The sequence below is a fragment of the Kluyvera genomosp. 3 genome, assembly GCF_011765685.1.
Taxonomy (GTDB): domain Bacteria; phylum Pseudomonadota; class Gammaproteobacteria; order Enterobacterales; family Enterobacteriaceae; genus Kluyvera; species Kluyvera georgiana_A.
Genome location: NZ_CP050321.1, coordinates 2,637,687 through 2,655,236 on the forward strand (window position 1 = coordinate 2,637,687; position 17,550 = coordinate 2,655,236).

Annotated in this window: 16 protein-coding genes and 1 pseudogene; 13 read left to right on the forward strand and 4 right to left on the reverse strand. The window is 54.2% G+C overall.

Features of this window, described 5'->3' with window-relative positions; genetic code table 11:
* The first annotated feature begins 4 nt into the window (after positions 1-4).
* The 5 genes from GY169_RS12335 (at position 5) to GY169_RS12355 (ending at position 3,067) form a co-directional block, all read left to right on the forward strand.
* On the forward strand, positions 5-796 hold the full coding sequence (locus GY169_RS12335) for a hypothetical protein (protein WP_167575918.1): 792 nt from the start codon (positions 5-7) through the stop codon (positions 794-796).
* Between the two features lie 268 nt (positions 797-1,064).
* Positions 1,065-1,319 (forward strand): hypothetical protein, encoded by a 255-nt coding sequence (locus GY169_RS12340; RefSeq protein WP_167575919.1) that lies wholly within the window; start codon positions 1,065-1,067, stop codon positions 1,317-1,319.
* A 55-nt stretch (positions 1,320-1,374) separates the two neighbouring features.
* Positions 1,375-1,722, forward strand: coding sequence for a hypothetical protein (locus GY169_RS12345; RefSeq protein ID WP_167575920.1), 348 nt, complete (start codon positions 1,375-1,377; stop codon positions 1,720-1,722).
* Entirely contained in the window at positions 1,719-2,417 is a 699-nt protein-coding gene (locus GY169_RS12350; RefSeq protein WP_167575921.1) for a hypothetical protein, read from the forward strand. Before GY169_RS12345 ends, GY169_RS12350 begins: the two co-directional genes overlap by 4 nt.
* Positions 2,414-3,067, forward strand: a complete 654-nt coding sequence (locus GY169_RS12355) for a hypothetical protein (protein WP_167575922.1) — start codon at positions 2,414-2,416, stop codon at positions 3,065-3,067. The genes GY169_RS12350 and GY169_RS12355 overlap by 4 nt, the downstream gene beginning before the upstream one ends.
* Before the next feature lie 439 nt (positions 3,068-3,506).
* Here GY169_RS12355 and GY169_RS12360 read toward each other — a convergent pair whose 3' ends face one another.
* Positions 3,507-3,860, reverse strand: coding sequence for a hypothetical protein (locus GY169_RS12360; protein ID WP_167575923.1), 354 nt, complete (start codon positions 3,858-3,860; stop codon positions 3,507-3,509).
* Positions 3,861-4,109: 249 nt separating this feature from the next.
* Between GY169_RS12360 and GY169_RS12365 the strand changes: the two genes are divergently transcribed.
* From GY169_RS12365 to tus, 5 genes and pseudogenes are all read left to right on the forward strand, one after another.
* Complete coding sequence (locus tag GY169_RS12365; protein WP_167575924.1) at positions 4,110-4,505, forward strand: hypothetical protein; 396 nt, start codon at positions 4,110-4,112, stop codon at positions 4,503-4,505.
* Positions 4,506-4,691: 186 nt separating this feature from the next.
* The gene (xisR, locus tag GY169_RS12370) at positions 4,692-4,919 is read left to right on the forward strand and encodes an excisionase family protein (protein WP_167575925.1); all 228 of its coding nucleotides are present in this window, start codon (positions 4,692-4,694) and stop codon (positions 4,917-4,919) included.
* Positions 4,919-6,204 (forward strand): annotated as a pseudogene (locus tag GY169_RS12375) (tyrosine-type recombinase/integrase). Before xisR ends, GY169_RS12375 begins: the two are co-directional and overlap by 1 nt.
* A gap of 29 nt (positions 6,205-6,233) precedes the next feature.
* The gene (rstB, locus tag GY169_RS12380) at positions 6,234-7,535 is read left to right on the forward strand and encodes a two-component system sensor histidine kinase RstB (protein WP_167575926.1); all 1,302 of its coding nucleotides are present in this window, start codon (positions 6,234-6,236) and stop codon (positions 7,533-7,535) included.
* A gap of 82 nt (positions 7,536-7,617) precedes the next feature.
* Positions 7,618-8,550 carry a DNA replication terminus site-binding protein gene (gene tus, locus GY169_RS12385; RefSeq protein WP_167575927.1) on the forward strand — a complete coding sequence of 311 codons (933 nt, stop codon included), beginning with the start codon at positions 7,618-7,620 and terminating at the stop codon, positions 8,548-8,550.
* On the opposite strand, the gene fumC is transcribed toward tus, so the two are convergent.
* Positions 8,547-9,950, reverse strand: a complete 1,404-nt coding sequence (gene fumC / locus GY169_RS12390; protein ID WP_167575928.1) for a class II fumarate hydratase — start codon at positions 9,948-9,950, stop codon at positions 8,547-8,549. The genes tus and fumC overlap by 4 nt on opposite strands.
* A 102-nt stretch (positions 9,951-10,052) precedes the next feature.
* Positions 10,053-11,699 (reverse strand): class I fumarate hydratase FumA, encoded by a 1,647-nt coding sequence (gene fumA, locus GY169_RS12395; protein ID WP_167575929.1) that lies wholly within the window; start codon positions 11,697-11,699, stop codon positions 10,053-10,055.
* Between the two features lie 199 nt (positions 11,700-11,898).
* Here fumA and manA point away from each other — a divergent pair, with 199 nt between their 5' ends.
* Both manA and GY169_RS12405 read left to right on the forward strand, forming a co-directional pair.
* Positions 11,899-13,077 (forward strand): mannose-6-phosphate isomerase, encoded by a 1,179-nt coding sequence (gene manA, locus GY169_RS12400; protein ID WP_167575930.1) that lies wholly within the window; start codon positions 11,899-11,901, stop codon positions 13,075-13,077.
* A 98-nt stretch (positions 13,078-13,175) separates the two neighbouring features.
* On the forward strand, positions 13,176-14,687 hold the full coding sequence (locus tag GY169_RS12405; RefSeq protein ID WP_167575931.1) for a YdgA family protein: 1,512 nt from the start codon (positions 13,176-13,178) through the stop codon (positions 14,685-14,687).
* Between the two features lie 46 nt (positions 14,688-14,733).
* On the opposite strand, the gene GY169_RS12410 is transcribed toward GY169_RS12405, so the two are convergent.
* Positions 14,734-15,762, reverse strand: coding sequence for a Mal regulon transcriptional regulator MalI (locus tag GY169_RS12410; RefSeq protein ID WP_167575932.1), 1,029 nt, complete (start codon positions 15,760-15,762; stop codon positions 14,734-14,736).
* A 176-nt stretch (positions 15,763-15,938) separates the two neighbouring features.
* Here GY169_RS12410 and malX point away from each other — a divergent pair, with 176 nt between their 5' ends.
* On the forward strand, positions 15,939-17,531 hold the full coding sequence (malX, locus tag GY169_RS12415) for a maltose/glucose-specific PTS transporter subunit IIBC (protein WP_167575933.1): 1,593 nt from the start codon (positions 15,939-15,941) through the stop codon (positions 17,529-17,531).
* Positions 17,532-17,550: the final 19 nt, after the last annotated feature.

Below are 17,550 nucleotides of genomic sequence, written 5' to 3' on the forward strand. Positions count from 1 at the left end.
AACAATGTTTTCCAATAAAACCAATGAAGAACTGATCGCCCTGGCGACAAAAATGGCAGGCTACAGCGACGCTGGCGCCGTGCTGAAAGAGATGGTGAAGCGCTGCCAGGCTCAGCATGAATTGTCAGAGCAGCAGCATGAGCAATCCCTCACCCTCGCAGCCGAATCCGAGTTAATTCGCCAGTACGCGCATAAACAGGCTGAGGCGGTAGAGGAAGTCCTTAAACTACTATCGGATAGCACCGAGCCAGTATCTCCGGTGGTGCTGGCAGCCAGTGCCGAAAAGCTGGTGCCTACGCTGACGCTCGATAATGTTGTTAATCAAATCAGCGCCGTCACGCTGGTGGACTTGCGTTCAGCAATTGATGAAATGCTCGCAGCAACCCCACGCATAAGCACCATTTCCGAGATGGACAAGATGGCATTCACACATTGCGTGAACAGCGTGATAGCCCGTTCAATAGCCGAACTGCTTTATCTGCCGATCGGACCGGTTGAAGTGGAACGTGGTGATGATGGCTACTGGACTCACCCGGCAGCGGCGCTGCAACCTGACTGGGATGAAGGCACCAGCTCAGCGGAAATGCAGGACTGGTACCTTGCGCAGGGACTCGAAGTCAAAACGGTTAATCTTGAGGATCAGGATTACGATTTGCAGGAGCGTATTCTTGAGGAAGCCGGCGAGCTTCGCGAATGGGATCCACTCCCGCCAGATGGCGATGGCTGGTTCCTGTTCTGCATCTTCGACACTGAAAGCGGCGCCCACGCCGAGTTCGCCCGCCGACTACCAGTCTGATGAAAGAGGAAAGCGGCCGCGCCGCTGTATGGGATCACGCAGCTGAAACTGGCATGCAGGATCCCATCCGGCAGATAGCGGCTGTTTTCCCCATCGATGACATTTCTATTTACTCCCCCGGAAAGTTGACCTGGTTGCGCGACCGACCACGCAAATACCACCGTATCCGCCCCTTTGAATCGGACATTTACGTTGACCCAGCGAACGGGGAACTACTCAGGAAAGATTGAAAATGGCCTGTAACTGCTTTACCACCCTTGGTGATTAGGTGAAAGACGCCCTGACAAAACAGCACACCTCCATTATCGGTGAAATCGATGAATCCGGATTCGACAACCAGGTGTTTGTCCTCGCCAACGGAGACTTTGCACCAGTCCAGTTGAATTATAAGTTCCGTTTTTTCCCTCTCCGTAAGAATGGCCAGCTGTCGAGCAAGCGCACTATCGCCGACACCAGCGTACGCATGAATTACTGCCCGCTCTGCGGCACGAAGTTTGAAGGCGAGACCACCATCAGTAACTAAATCAGAGGCGCGGTGACGCGCCTTATCCACGAGATACCACGACCAAAGGTTAATCATGAGCAAATACCGCAAAGGCGCTTTATATCTGCGCCATATGAAGCCAACCGACAAATCAAACGACTTCCGAACCTCGATGCGCATGGCGCTATTTAGCGATAAATCAGCGTGGAAACGCCCGGAAGAGATCAAGCCAGTAGTCCTTTTACGGCATGGTACCAATCGCGTTATGAATGTTTTTATGAACATGGATGACGCTCTCAGTTGCTTGTTCAGCTTTGGGATACCGAAACGCCCCCGAAATTCCCGCTTCAACGCCAAGCGCGGCTTACGGTTTACAAAAGGCGACCTGCGCAAAGCATTCCGCAAGTGGTCCTTTAAGCACATCCCGGAGTGTGCGGTATGAGTAAATCTGATGTATCCACCCGCTTTCTGCTTGATACCGCCGAGCATCGACTGAAAATTATCCGCGAGGAAGGTGTTTATCGGCATCTTCGCATGCAGGAGCCCGGCACCAGTTGCTATTACTACGATATTATCACCTGGCCTGGCTATCTGACCGTTAGCGGCGATATGGGCACCTGGACGTTCAGTCGCACATACGACATGTTCAAATTCTTCGGGGGCTGGGATGGTGAGATCAATACCGGTTATTGGGCCGAAAAGCTGGAAGCTGGTGCTGGTCGTCGTGCGTACGATTTGCTGGCGCAGGACTACGACCACGCCGCATTTTGCACGAGCATGAAAGAATGGCTGAGTGACTACCTCATTGACGACGACGAAGAAGAAGAGCCGGACGTTGACTGGGACGACGAAAGCTACGAACCGGACAGCGACAAAGCCCGGATCCGTGAAACGGTCCGCGACCTGTGTCGGGAGGACTTCGGCAATGACCAAGTAGCATACAACGCTGTTAATGAGGCTGATTGGCCTGAATGCGTTGATGTATGGGGGTTGTGCACCGACATTACCTATAAAACCTACACCACCCATTTCCGCTGGATTTTGTTCGCCATCACCTGGGCTATCAGCAAATACCACAATTCGAAGATTGTCGACAAGGCGATGGACACCTTCCTTGCCGTAAGGGGTTCACTATGAAAGAGCGCCCGATACTCTTTAAAGGTGGCCTAGTTCGCGCCATTCTCGACGGCCGGAAAACGCAGACCCGGCGAATCATCAAGCCGCAACCTGTAATGTACGAGCCCGGTCAAAGCATCCATTTTTCAGACATGATCAACGATGCTCTTCGTTGCCCTCTCGGCCAGCCCGGCGACCGCATCTGGGTGCGGGAAACCTGGCAGGCAATCCATGAGGAGCTTAACGACGATGGGTATGTCGACGAAACGACATACGCCCCGTCAATTCCGAAAGAAGAAGACAACTACTGGCATCCCGTTTTCGCAGCTGATAACTGGTGTGAAGACATAAACCAGCGTGGTTTTCCGTGGCGCCCGGCGATCCACATGCCCCGCTGGGCCAGCCGTATTCTGCTGGAAATTACCGAGGTGCGAGTGGAGCACCTGCAAAGTATCAGCGATCGCGACGTCCTGCGGGAGGGGCTTTGCCAGCTACCGGCCTCCGGGCGTTATTGCCTGCAACCCGGCGCGCAGTATTTCGGTATGGCGAGCCACAGCGCACAAGAGGCTTATTCGTGGTTGTGGAGTTCCATCTACGGCGAAGCGTCCTGGAAGGCTAATCCATGGGTGTGGGTTATCGAGTTCAAGCGGATTGAGGACGACGCAAAATGAGCAATCTGATATTCCTTAAATGCGTCAAAGACACCGAAGGCTACTGGTCTGAGGGGGCAACATATCCAGCCAGCGTCGTTGCCGGCGGCTTTGTTCAGGTTGGTGATAACGAGTGACGCGCACTACAGCCGCTAACGGCTTTGCCGGTTCGGTACAACGTACTGAATGCCTGTGGCTAAATGAAGTTGCACAAGGAGCGCAAACAGAATGAAAACTATCAAAGCCGCCGAGCCTGTGGAATATCAAAGTAAATGGCTTTGAGATGGTCTTTGGCGTAGTTGCGTTCTTCGCCCTGTATCATTGTTTGCAGACGCTTAGTTCTATGGGCCCATCCCTTAAATTAAAAAATAATCACTAACTTTTAAGTAATTCATACCGCCTACCTTAACTAGGTAAACGGTATGAGCTTATTACTTCAATTACAGTTTCACAAAGCCAACTAGCTACAACTTTTGACACTCAACACCTTAATTTGATATGTTCCAAAACCTTTATTTAATGGAACAGTCTGCCTACTTGACTGATTTGGTTGTAGTGTAAGATTTCCTGCGAAGTTTAAAGCACTCCCATCAAGAAATGTATTTACAGTGCCAACAGCGCACTCACCACAATTATTAGTAACCGTAACACTCATTTCGCTTGGCGTATTCACCTGATCACTAATAGCCATGCAAGAGGCGGGAAGATCTTTCGCCATTGCATTAGATACACCAATCGTTAACAGCACTATTATAACAATAAATCTATCCATATAGCCCTCCGTATCAGTATGCGCTTTAATAATATTAGACATAATAATTTCGTCTAACGTTTAAGATTGTTTTATATTTTCAATTATTTCATTGGGTTAAGACAACGGCCAAAGTTACATAATGAAAACATTCCAAAAAAACACATATAACTCCATGTCTTGAGCTTCAAAAGCCATAAAATATTTATTGTCTACGTGATGATAAGCAACCTATTTAGTAACGCTTAAAGTAGTAATCATTTATCGCATGACGAAGGATAGCCCCAGTCATTTTTTATTGGAGAAATCGTAGTGGACGAAAGCATAGATAACATCGTGCCGCTGGTGCAGCCCCGGCGCGACGAAGAGAACTCGCTGAACATCGTTGTTACCGACCGTAAAGAATATGCTCAAAAATGCTGCAAGCATGGAGCCGTAATTGTCGAAGAGGCCGAGCGAGTTCTGCGTTGCACCCAGTGCGGGATTGTTCTGGACCCTTTCGAGCATATTCTGTCCGTCGCATATGCAGGTGAATCGATCATAACCGAGATAACCAAACTTCATAAGCGACGGGATGAACTCCGCGAGGCGGTTGCCAACCTTGAACGCGAGGAAAAGAACGCCAAAGCCCGATTGCGATCAGCGCGAACCTCTATCCTTTTCGCCGAAAATGACCTGAAAAACGTGGAGCAAGGCCTCCCTCAATAAACTGCCCTCTAGCCTTTGCCTGCATAGGCGTAGCATTCGCGATTGCCAAGGCGCGAACCAATATTAACCCTACCACCAACTGTCCCGCCCTACCGCCACCAGCCTGAATAAACTCCGCCGGAGAAGACCATATCCGGCGGGCTGGGCTTTTGCGCGCGCAGGCGGGCAAAACACGAGATACAGACCATGCCTAATATCGTCTTCGACAGAGAATGGGTAGTTGAAGCCGGACTTCGAGAAAAAACCGGGCTTACTGAACGCCAGATCACCAGCTATCGTCAGGTTCACTGGGCTGAAGGGTTCCATTTTAAGCGAATTCCTCAGTCTGCAATTCTGGCGCCAGGCTGCAAATCTGAGCACGGTACTCTTTGGTACAACTACCCGCGGATAAACCAATTTGTCGCGGAGGCGTGATGCCTGCTTTACCTACAGGAGTAGAACTCCACCGCCAGAACATCCGGATCTGGTTTCTCTATCAAGGGAAACGCTGCCGTGAAGTTCTACAAGGTTGGAGTGCTACCCCCTCGAACCTGAAAAAAGCAGGTAATCTGCGCGCCCGTATAGTTAGCGACATCCAATTGGGTAATTTCGATTATCTGGCCTACTTTCCTGAATCCAAAACAGCCAAATCGTTTCAAACAACGAAGAGCGTTTTAACGTTTGGCGAACTCGCCAAACTCTGGTTTGAAGGCCATAAGATCACACTTTCTCCCAATGCCGTTCGCAGTTATGGGATTTCCATCCGGACGCTGGAGATCCTAATTGGTGCATCCACCCTTCTTAGCGATATAAACAACAACGATATACTTGTCTGGCGAAAGGAACTGCTCTGCGGTGAGACACATTACCAGCCCAGCCGTCGTAGCAACAAACAAGGCCGTGCCGTCAGGACTGTCGAATATTACCTGGCAATTCTTCGGCAGATCCTTGAGTTTGGATATCTGAATAAATACATCACTCACCGACCATTTGACGGTATTAAGCGGCTGCATCGCAATCGTGTGAAGCCGGATCCATTCTTGCAAAGTGAATACCAAATTTTTCGAGAGACGGCACCGGTAAAGCAAAAAAACATGTGGCAGGTCGCGTTTTATACCGGCGTTCGCCCGGGCGAATTATGCGGCCTTGCCTGGGAGGATGTTGATCTGGAGAAAGGTGAAATACACATCCACCGAAATTTGACTCAACAAGGCATATTCGGCCCACCCAAAACCCGCGCAGGTGAAAGGATGATTAAGCTACTTACGCCAGCCCTGGAAGCACTAAAAGCACAGCATGCTTTAACCGGCCACTTCCCCAAAGTCCCGGTCGAGATAAGCCAGCGCGAGTTTGGCAAATCTGAGATCCACCAACTGCATTTCGTTTTCATGCCGAGGAAGGCTAAAGGAGAGCAAGCGAGTCGAGTCACTACTCAGTCAATTCAATCAGCTCGCTGTGGAACACAACTATACGTCTTTCAGGTGTTCGCCGGCGCCGTCCGTACCAGACGCGTCATACCTACGCCTGCTGGATGCTTTCTGCCGGGGCAAACCCGGCGTTTATTGCCAATCAGATGGGTCACGAGAATGCAGAAATGGTTTATACGGTGTACTCTGCCTGGATAAACGCGCTCGACGGTGATCAGATAGCTTTCCTGAACCAGCGCATCGGCGGATACAGCAGTGTCCCCCAGGTGCCCCCGGAGGTTGACGCGCTATAGCTAACACATTGAACGTTCGGTGGTTTTAAATGAAAAAGCTGTTTGTGCAGTTCTATCTGCTGCTGTTTGTCTGCTTTCTGGTCATGACCATGCTGGTCGGGCTGGTCTATAAATTTACCGCCGAACGCGCGGGTCGTCAGTCGCTTGATGACCTGATGAAGAGCTCACTCTATTTAATGCGTAGCGAGCTGCGCGAAATTCCCCCGCGTAACTGGAGCAAAACCCTCAACGAGCTGGATCTGAACCTGTCGTTCGATCTACGTATTGAACCGCTGAGCAAATTCCAGCTGGGTGAAAACGCCATGCAGCACCTGCGTGCAGGCGATATCGTGGCGCTGGACGATGAATACACCTTTATTCAGCGCATTCCGCGCAGCCACTACGTGCTGGCCGTCGGTCCCATCCCCTATCTCTATTTTATGCACGAGATGCGCCTGCTCGATATTGCGCTAATGGCGTTTATCGCTATTTCACTGGCCTTCCCGGTGTTTATCTGGATGCGTCCGCACTGGCAGGACATGCTGCGCCTGGAAAATGCCGCCCAACGCTTTGGTGACGGACATCTGGGAGAGCGTATTCACTTTGACAGCCTGTCGAGCTTTGAGCGTTTAGGCGTCGCCTTTAACCAGATGGCCGACAACATCAACGCGCTGATCGCCAGCAAAAAACAGCTCATCGACGGTATTGCCCACGAGTTGCGCACGCCGCTGGTGCGCTTACGTTATCGGCTGGAAATGAGTGAGAATCTCACTGAAGCCGAATCACAGGCGCTTAATCGGGACATTGGCCAGCTCGAAGCCCTGATTGAGGAACTGCTCACCTATGCCCGTCTCGATCGCCCGCAAACCGAACTGTCGCTCACCACGCCCGACCTCCCTGGCTGGATTGCCGCACACGTTGAAGACGTACAGGCGGTAAACCCGCAGCGCGAAATCACGCTGAATCAGCTGACGCAAGGCGACTACGGCGCACTCGATATGCGCCTGATGGAACGCGTGCTCGATAACCTGATTAATAACGCCATGCGCTACAGCCAGGCGAAAATTCAGATAAGCCTCACGCTCAACGGCAGCATGGCCTGCCTGCAGGTGGACGATGATGGCCCCGGCATTGCCGCTGAAGAACGCGAACGCGTCTTCGAGCCCTTTGTGCGCCTCGATCCCAGCCGCGATCGCGCCACCGGCGGTTGTGGCTTGGGTCTGGCGATTGTTCACTCCATCGCCACTGCGATGGGCGGCCACGCGAGCTGCGATAGCAGTCCGCTTGGCGGTGCGCGCTTCAGCTTACAGTGGCCGATTTACTACCACATCTCCCTGCCCGCGGCTAGCTGACCGCGGTTTGCACGGTGCCGCATCCTGGCTTATAGTGACTATACATTTAGTATGTTGTAACTAATTAATCAGGACAACTACCGTGACCCGCTACGATCTCGTTGAACGACTCACCGATACTTTTCGCCAGCTTGAGCGCAACCTTGCCGAACTGCGTAACGAACTGTCGGCATGCCGTCTGCTGACAGCGCGCATTTTTGTGCTGCCTGAGGTCCGTAAAGAGTCTGAACACGCGCCGCTCTCGCAGATTCAGGTACAACAGCATCTGGGGCAGACAGCGTTTGCCATGGCGCTCCAGCATTTTAGCCATCTGTTTATCCAGCAGCAGTCAGAAAACCGCAGCAGTAAAGCGGCAGTGCGCCTGCCGGGCGCCATCTGCCTGCAGGCCAGCAGCGAGCAACACGAGGCGATAAGCGCCCGAGTGCAACAGATTAACGGCCTGAAGGCTGAACTGGAAAAAATCATCACCGTTGATTCCGGCCTACCGCCCGTGTCGCGCTTCGAATGGGTGCATCGCTACATCCCCGGGCTGATTACGCTCAATGCCTACCGCTCGCTTGCGCTGCTCTCCGACCCGAGCACGATTCGTTTTGGCTGGGCGAATAAACATATCATCAAAAATCTGACGCGCGATGAAGTGCTGGCGCAACTGGAGAAAAGCCTGAAGTCACCGCGAGCCGTCTCGCCGTGGACCCGCGAGCAGTGGCAAGCGCGTCTGGAACGTGAGTATCAGGACATTGCCGCCCTGCCGCAGAAAGCCAGGCTGAAGATTAAGCGTCCAGTGAAGGTACAGCCGATTGCCCGCGTATGGTACGCGGGCGAACAAAAGCAAGTGCAGTACGCCTGTCCCAGCCCACTGATTGCGGTGATTTCCGGTCGCAATGGCGTCAGCGTACCTGACCTGGGCGAGCTGTTAAACTATGACGCCGATAACGTACAGTATCGCCACAAACCCGAGGCGCAGCCGCTACGGCTGATAATTCCCCGACTCCACCTCTGGCTGGCGACCGATTAAACCTTATCCGTCAGACTGCCGACCATATCCTGCGGACGTACCCAACGATCGAACTCTTCGGCGCTGAGATACCCTAACGCCAGCGCCGCATTCTTCAACGTCAGCCCCTCTTTATGCGCTTTTTTAGCAATTTCAGCCGCCTTATCGTAACCAATATGCGTGTTAAGTGCCGTCACCAGCATCAGCGATTCGTTAAGCAACTGATCGATGCGTTCGCGGTTAGGTTCAATGCCCACGGCGCAGTGCTCGTTAAAGCTTTCCATGCCATCCGCCAGCAAACGTACCGACTGCAGGAAATTATGAATAATCATCGGTCGATAAACGTTCAGTTCAAAGTTACCCGAGGCTCCTCCCATGTTGACCGCCACATCATTGCCCATCACCTGGCAACAAAGCATGGTCATCGCTTCACACTGAGTCGGATTCACTTTACCCGGCATAATGGATGACCCCGGCTCGTTTTCCGGTATCGACAGTTCACCGATACCGCAGCGAGGGCCGGAAGCCAACCAGCGTACGTCGTTGGCGATTTTCATCAGCGAGGCTGCCAGCCCTTTTAACGCGCCGTGCGCATGCACCAGCGCATCGCAGGTGGCCAACGCTTCAAACTTGTTTGGCGCGGTGACGAACGGTTGATGCGTCAATGCAGCAAGCTCCTGCGCCACCCGTACCGCGTACTCTGGATGCGTATTCAACCCGGTCCCCACCGCCGTGCCGCCCAGCGCCAGCTCGCTCAAATGTGGCAGACTCTGTTCCAGGTGGCGACGGTTATGCTCCAGCATCGCGACCCAACCGGAGAACTCCTGGCCCAAAGTGAGCGGCGTAGCATCCTGCAGATGGGTACGGCCAATTTTAACGATATCGCGAAAACGCTCGGATTTCTCACGCAGCGTTTCCTGTAACACAGCCAGCTGCGGCAGCAGATGTTCGCGTAACGCAATCACCGCCGCCACGTGCATCGCCGTGGGGAACACATCATTAGAACTTTGGCTTTTGTTCACATCGTCATTCGGGTGCACTAATCGCGACATGCCACGCTCGCCGCCCAGCAGCTCGCTCGCACGGTTTGCCAGCACTTCATTCATGTTCATGTTGCTCTGCGTGCCCGAACCGGTCTGCCAGATAGCCAGCGGAAACTCATCCGGATGCTGGTTGTTCAACACCTCATCCGCTGCCGCAATGATAGCGCCGGCTTTGTCGGCCTTCAGCAGACCTAAATCCTGGTTCACCTTAGCCGCCGCGCGCTTGGTCAGCGCCAGGGCGTAAATCAACGAAACCGGCATCTTCTCGGTGGAGATACGAAAATGCTCAAGGGATCGCTGGGTTTGCGCGCCCCACAGTTTGTCGGCGGGAACCTCAATCGGCCCCATAGAATCGCTTTCGCGGCGTGACGTTGTCATTACTTTCTCCTTGAATTCAAAGTGATTGTGAACTGACATTGCTCAAGCAGGCTAAGATGATTATGGTACAAACAGAAACCGCCCCGAAGGGCGGTTAAAAGATTACTTCACGCAGCGGGCGCACTGTGACGCCTGAATCTGTTGGAAGAAGTCGTTGCCTTTATCGTCCACGAGGATAAACGCCGGGAAGTCTTCCACTTCGATTTTCCAGATCGCTTCCATCCCCAGTTCAGGATACTCCACGCACTCCAGACTCTTGATGCTGCTTTGCGCCAGCACCGCCGCCGGGCCGCCAATGCTGCCCAGATAGAAACCGCCATGCTTATGACAGGCGTCGGTTACCTGCTGGCTACGGTTACCTTTTGCCAGCATGATCATGCTGCCGCCTTCAGACTGCAGTTGGTCAACATAGGAGTCCATACGCCCTGCCGTGGTCGGGCCGAGAGAGCCAGAAGCGTAGCCTTCCGGCGTCTTTGCCGGGCCCGCGTAGTAGATCGGGTGATCTTTAATGTACTGCGGCAGACCTTCGCCTTTGTCCATACGCTCTTTCAGCTTGGCGTGCGCAATATCGCGCCCCACGATAATCGTGCCGCTGAGCGACAGACGCGTCGAGACCGGATACTGAGAAAGCTGCTTCAGGATCTCCTTCATCGGACGGTTGAGATCTACCTTCACCGCTTCGCCTTCACCGGCTTTACGCAGCGATTCCGGAATATACTTGCCTGGGTTGTTCTCCAGTTTTTCAATCCAGATACCGTGGCGGTTAATTTTGGCTTTGATATTACGGTCAGCCGAGCAGGAGACGCCCATCCCTACCGGACAAGAAGCGCCATGACGCGGCAGACGGATCACGCGAACGTCATGGGCGAAGTATTTTCCGCCGAACTGTGCGCCGAGGCCCAGATTCTGCGCTTCTTCCAGCAACTCTTTTTCGAGCTGCACATCGCGAAACGCCTGACCGTGCTCGTTACCTTCGGTCGGCAGGCCGTCATAGTATTTGGTCGAGGCCAGCTTGACGGTTTTCAGCGTCGCTTCAGCCGACGTACCGCCGATGACAAAGGCAATGTGGTACGGCGGGCAGGCCGCGGTGCCGAGGGTGCGCATCTTCTCAACCAGATAGCTTTTCAGCTTCGCCGGGGTGATCAGCGCTTTGGTTTCCTGATAAAGATAGGTTTTGTTCGCCGAGCCGCCGCCTTTGGCGATGCACAGGAATTTATATTCATCGCCATCCACGCTGTAGAGATCGATCTGCGCCGGCAGGTTGGTGCCGGTGTTGACCTCTTTGTACATATCCAGCGGCGCGTTCTGCGAGTAGCGCAGGTTGTCTTCGATAAAGGTATCGTAAACCCCGCGCGCCAGCGCCGCCTCATCACCGCCACCGGTCCACACGCGCTGCCCCTTTTTACCCATAATGATCGCGGTGCCGGTATCCTGACAGGTTGGCAGAATGCCTTTGGCCGCGATATCGGAGTTACGCAGGAACTGCAGCGCCACGTACTTGTCGTTTTCGCTGGCTTCCGGGTCGTTCAGGATATCGGCCACCTGCTGCTGGTGCGCGGGACGGAGCATGAAGGAGGCGTCATGGAAGGCGTGTTTGGCGAGAAGCGTCAGCGCTTGCGGGGCAACTTTGAGGACTTCCTGCCCTTCAAATTCTGCGACGGAAACGTAGTCGTTACTCAACAGATAATATTCGGTCTCGTCCTTTTTTAACGGAAAAGGATCCTGATAATAAAAAGGTTTATTCGACATTGTGCTCTCACTTACAGCTTTGATGATGTGGTGAAGGGCAGTCTTTCCATTTGCCCAGGTTAAAAGCGAGTTACCCTATCGTACACAATTTTTTAACAAAAACTGAGACTAGTACGACTTTTTATTTCTTGAGGATACGAGAGCGCATTTTTTTGCTTTAATACGTCGCAAAGAATCCACATTAAAACAGGGCTTGATAATGCAAAAACTCATCAACTCAGTGCAAAACTATGCCTGGGGCAGCAAAACTGCGTTAACGGAACTCTACGGAATGGCCAATCCTGACGATCTGCCGATGGCGGAACTGTGGATGGGCGCGCATCCCAAGAGCAGCTCAAAGATAACGGATAACGAAGGAACCGTACACTCGCTGCGTGATGTCATTGATGCCGACAAAACCGCGCTACTGGGCGACAAAGTCGCCGCCCGTTTTGGCGAGCTTCCTTACCTGTTTAAAGTGCTGTGCGCCGCACAGCCGCTCTCCATTCAGGTGCATCCGAGCAAAATGGCCGCCGAAGTGGGTTTTGCCAAAGAAAACGCCGCCGGTATCCCGCTGGATGCCGCCGAGCGTAACTACAAAGATCCCAATCACAAGCCGGAGCTGGTTTTTGCCCTGACGCCGTTCCTGGCGATGAACGCATTCCGCGAATTTGCTGACATCGCCGCCCTGCTTACGCCGGTGGCTGAAGCCAACCCGATTATCGGCCAGTTTATCGCCGAACCAACCAGTGAGCGCCTCAGCGCCCTCTTCGCCGGCCTGCTAAATATGCAGGGAGAAGAAAAAGCCCACGCCCTGCGCGTGCTGCGTACCGCGCTGGAAACGCAACAGGGCGACGCCTGGGACGCCATCCGCCTGATTGCCGAGTTCTACCCGGACGATAGCGGCCTCTTCTCCCCGCTGCTGCTGAACATCGTTAAACTGAACCCAGGTGATGCGATGTTCCTGTTTGCCGAAACGCCGCACGCCTACCTGCGTGGCACCGGCCTTGAGGTAATGGCCAACTCCGACAACGTGCTGCGCGCCGGCCTGACGCCGAAGTACATTGATATTCCGGAGCTGGTCGCCAACGTCAAATTCACCGCCAAACCGGCGAACGAACTGCTCACCCAACCGACTCAGCACGGCGCCGAGCTGGATTTCCCGATTCCGGTCGATGATTTCGCATTCTCCCTGCACGATTTGTCCGCAGAGCAAGCCAGCCTCGCTCAGGACGGCGCGGCGATTGTCTTCTGCGTGGAAGGTGAGTCGGTACTCAGTAAAAACGGTCAGCGTCTGGTGCTGAAACCGGGTGAATCCGCCTTTGTCGCAGCCAATGAGTCACCCGTACAGGTGAGCGGCAGCGGTCGTTTAGCGCGTGTATATAATAAGTTAAAGTAAATACTGAAGTTTGCGGACAGGCTTGCTACTCTTTGGCATAGCCTTATGACTTAACCAGGCGGCCTTCCCGCCTGGTTTCATTTTTATGGACAAATACGATGAAAAAAACGCGGGTTGCTGCAGGTGTCATTATCGCTTTAGGGGTTATCTGGACGGCGGGCTCCTGGTACACGGGTAAACAGCTTGAATCACGTATCGCCGAAATGGTCGCGCAGGCGAACGCTCAGCTGAAGCTGACCGCGCCGGAAGCGGGACTGGAGCTGAGCTATCAGGATTACCAGCGCGGCGTGTTCAGCAGTCAGTTGAAAATGGTCGTCAAACCGCAGGCTGGCGCTAAAGACTCATGGCTGAAGCCGGGTCAGAGCGTGCTGCTGGACGAAAACGTCAGCCATGGTCCCTTCCCGCTGGCTTCGCTGAAATCCTTCAACCTGGTGCCTGCCATGGCCTCAGTCAACACGGTGCTGGTTAATAACGACGTCACCAAGCCGCTGTTTGATATCGCCAAAGGGCAATCGCCGTTTGATATCAACACCCGCATCAGCTACAACGGCGATACCGCATCCGCAATCTCACTCAAACCGCTGGATTACGAAAAAGAGACCGACAAGGTGACCTTTAGCGGCGGTGAATTCACGCTTTCCGCCGACAACCAGGGCAGCCTGGTGTCATTGACCGGCGAAGCCAAAAGCGGCCAGGTGAACGCGGTTAACGAATACGGTCAGAAAGTGCAGTTCACTTTCAACAACCTGAAAACTGACGGCTCCAGCAAACTGACCACCTTTGATGAGCGCATCGGCGACCAGACGCTGAGCGTTGAGCGCCTGGCGATTGGTGTGGAAGGAAAAGATCTGGCCGAGCTGAACGATATGCGTATCGCCGGCAAATCTGAGCTGACCGCCGATGGCAAAAAGATCAACAGCCAACTGGACTACTCGCTCAACAGCCTGAAGCTGCAAAATAAAGATTTCGGCAGCGGACAGCTGACGCTGAAAGTTGACGGTATCGACGGCGTAGCAATGCATCAGTTCAGCCAGCAGTACCAGGCGCAGACTCAGGCGCTGATGGCGCAGCCGGATCTGGCGCAAAACCCGGAGCTGTATCAGCAGAAAGCGGTCGACGCGCTATTCAGCTCGCTGCCGATTTTGCTGAAAGGCGACCCAGTTGTGACACTGTCACCGCTTAGCTGGAAAAATGCCAAAGGCGAAAGTTCGCTGAACCTGTCACTGGCGCTGAAAGACCCGTCTCAGGCCACCGGTGAAGCACAGACGCTGGCACAGCAGCTCGATCGTGGCGTGAAATCGCTGGATGCCAAACTCAACATCCCTACCGGGATGGCCACCGAACTGATGACCCAGGTTGCACAGCTGGAAGGCTATCAGCAGGATGAAGCGGCGAAGCTTGCCAAACAGCAGGTACAGGGGCTGGCGGCAATGGGCCAGATGTTCCGCCTGACCACCACGCAGGATGACGCTATCACCAGCAGCCTGCAGTACGCCGATGGTCAGGTGACGCTGAACGGGCAGAAAATGCCGCTGGATGATTTTGTCGGTATGTTTGGTATTCCGACGCTGGCTGACCCGGAAGAACCGGCCGCCGCACCCGCGCCGTAACCGTCTCCCCACCATGAACGAAAGCCCCTCAATGAGGGGCTTTTTATTATTTTCGCGCCACCAGCCGCGGCGGCATAATCAGATTTCTCGCCGCCCCCTGGCCGGTATCAATACGTTGTAAAATCCGCTCGGCCACGCTGTGGCCCATTTCCCGGGCGGGCGTCGTCACCCAGGTCAAGGGGACGTCATCCAGCGCCGCCTCCGGCACGTCGGCAAACGCCGCCAGCGCCACACGCTGTTCAAAGTAGCTCTCGACGCTGTCTTCGCCACTTTGTTTACCTGCTCGCATCAGACCGAACCACGCGCCCATGGCGATCACGCTGTTGTAGCAAAGCACTGCCGAGATGGTCGGATTATGGCGAAGTAGCGCGGTTATCGCTTCCGCCGCCTGTTTCTGGCTGGACTCGCACTCAAGCACCCACTCGCTATGAAACGGCAGACCGTACTTGATAAGCGTGGCACAGTAGCCGCCTACTCGTTCCGCTCGTGTGAGCGACGAACTTTGCCCGCCAAGCCAGGCAATACGTTGATGACCGCGACGAATCAGATGTTCGGTCACCAACTGTGCGGCCTGCATATTGTCCGGACGAATAATATCAACCTCGTCGAGGTAGCTCGCGCGCGAGGCAAATACCAGCGGTGTGGCGGTTTCTGCCGCTTTGGCCCGTAGCTCTGAAGCTTGATCCACCGACCCGGCGATCACCACGCCGTCAACGCCCTGCGAAACCAGGGTTTCAAAGCGTTGCAGCATCTGCTCCCCACGTTTGCCACCCTGGGTTAAAAAAACCATTTTGCCCTGTGACTCAAGCGCAGCAGTCATCCCCGCCGTCAGTTCTGCGTAAAAAGGCGATGACAGGTCGCCAACAATCAGGCCAATCACTCCCGTCTGGCCGCCGCGTAGCGAGACCGCCTGGCGATTACGCACAAACCCTAGTTGATCAATGGCCTGATAAACCCGCTCGCCGGTTGCCGACGAGATTCGCCCCTTGCCGCTCAGGACCAGCGAAACGGTACTGACAGAAACCCCTGCCGCCAGCGCAACATCGTTAATGGTGACTTTCTTTGCAATCGCCATAGCTCCTGCGCGACTCCTTCTGCTTAAGCGATAAAACGTTTTATCAATGTATGTACTTTATAAACTGTATTATCACTTGCTTTTGTGATTTGTTTCTCACTAAAAAATGATAAAACGTTTTATCTTCCTTTCCCGTTACTCAAAAGAAACCCTTTTTCAGGATAAGGAGTCGCTTCATGACGGCGAAAACCGCACCAAAAGTCACCCTCTGGGAGTTCTTCCAGCAGCTTGGCAAAACCTTTATGCTGCCGGTCGCGCTGCTCTCCTTCTGTGGGATTATGCTCGGCATCGGCAGTTCGTTAAGCAGTCATGACGTGACGACGCTGCTGCCCTGGCTCGATACGCCGTTCCTGCAAGCGGTCTTTATCTGGATGAGCAAAGTTGGCTCGTTCGCCTTTAGCTTCCTGCCGGTGATGTTCTGTATTGCCATCCCGCTGGGTCTGGCGCGCGACAACAAAGGCGTTGCCGCCTTCGCCGGTTTTGTTGGCTACGCGGTCATGAACCTCGCCGTTAACTTCTGGCTGACGGCAAAAGGCATTCTGCCCACCACCGATGCGGCGATCCTGAAAGCCAATAACATTCAGAATATTATCGGTATTCAGTCCATCGACACCGGGATCCTTGGCGCGGTCATCTGCGGGATTATCGTGTGGATGCTGCATGAACGCTTCCACACTATCCGCCTGCCGGACGCGCTGGCCTTCTTCGGCGGCACCCGCTTCGTGCCGATTATCACCACCATCGTGCTCGGTCTGGTTGGTCTGGTGATCCCGCTGGTATGGCCAATTTTCGCTATGGGCATCAACGCGCTGGGCCACGTAATCAACAGCGCCGGTGACTTCGGCCCGATGATTTTCGGTACCGGCGAACGTCTGCTGCTGCCGTTTGGCCTGCATCATATTCTGGTCGCGTTGATTCGCTTTACTGAAGCAGGCGGTACCATGGACGTCTGCGGCCACGACGTCAGCGGCGCGCTGACTATTTTCCAGGCGCAGCTGAGCTGCCCGACAACTCACGGCTTCTCAGAAAGCGCCACCCGCTTCTTATCGCAGGGTAAAATGCCGGCCTTCCTCGGCGGCCTGCCGGGCGCTGCGCTGGCGATGTACCACTGCGCGCGTCCGGAAAATCGTCATAAAATTAAGGGCCTGCTGATTTCCGGCGTGATTGCCTGCGTGGTTGGCGGCACCACCGAGCCACTCGAATTCCTGTTCTTGTTCGTGGCGCCGGTGCTGTATGTGATTCATGCGCTGCTGACCGGTCTGGGCTTCACCATGATGGCGATTCTGGGCGTAACCATCGGCAACACTGACGGCAATATCATCGACTTCGTGGTGTTCGGCATCCTGCACGGTCTGTCCACCAAGTGGTATCTGGTGCCGGTGGTGGCCGCGGTCTGGTTCGCCGTGTACTACGCGATTTTCCGCTTCGCTATCGTGCGCTTCAATATCAAAACCCCGGGCCGCGACATCGATACCGCACCAGCTGCTGAGCACACCACCAGCGGTGCAACCGGTAAATCGGGCTACAACGTCCCGGCTATCCTGGCGGCGCTGGGCGGTGCGGAGAACATCGTGTCCCTCGACAACTGCATCACCCGCCTGCGTCTGTCGGTAAGCGATATGGATAAAGTGGATGTCGATACACTGAAGGCTAACCGCGCCATTGGCGTCGTCAAACTCAACCAGCATAACCTCCAGGTCGTTATTGGGCCGCAGGTACAGTCGGTTAAGGATGAAATGTCGGTATTGATGAATACCGTACAGGCTTAAACCCCTTTGCCCCCGTTCA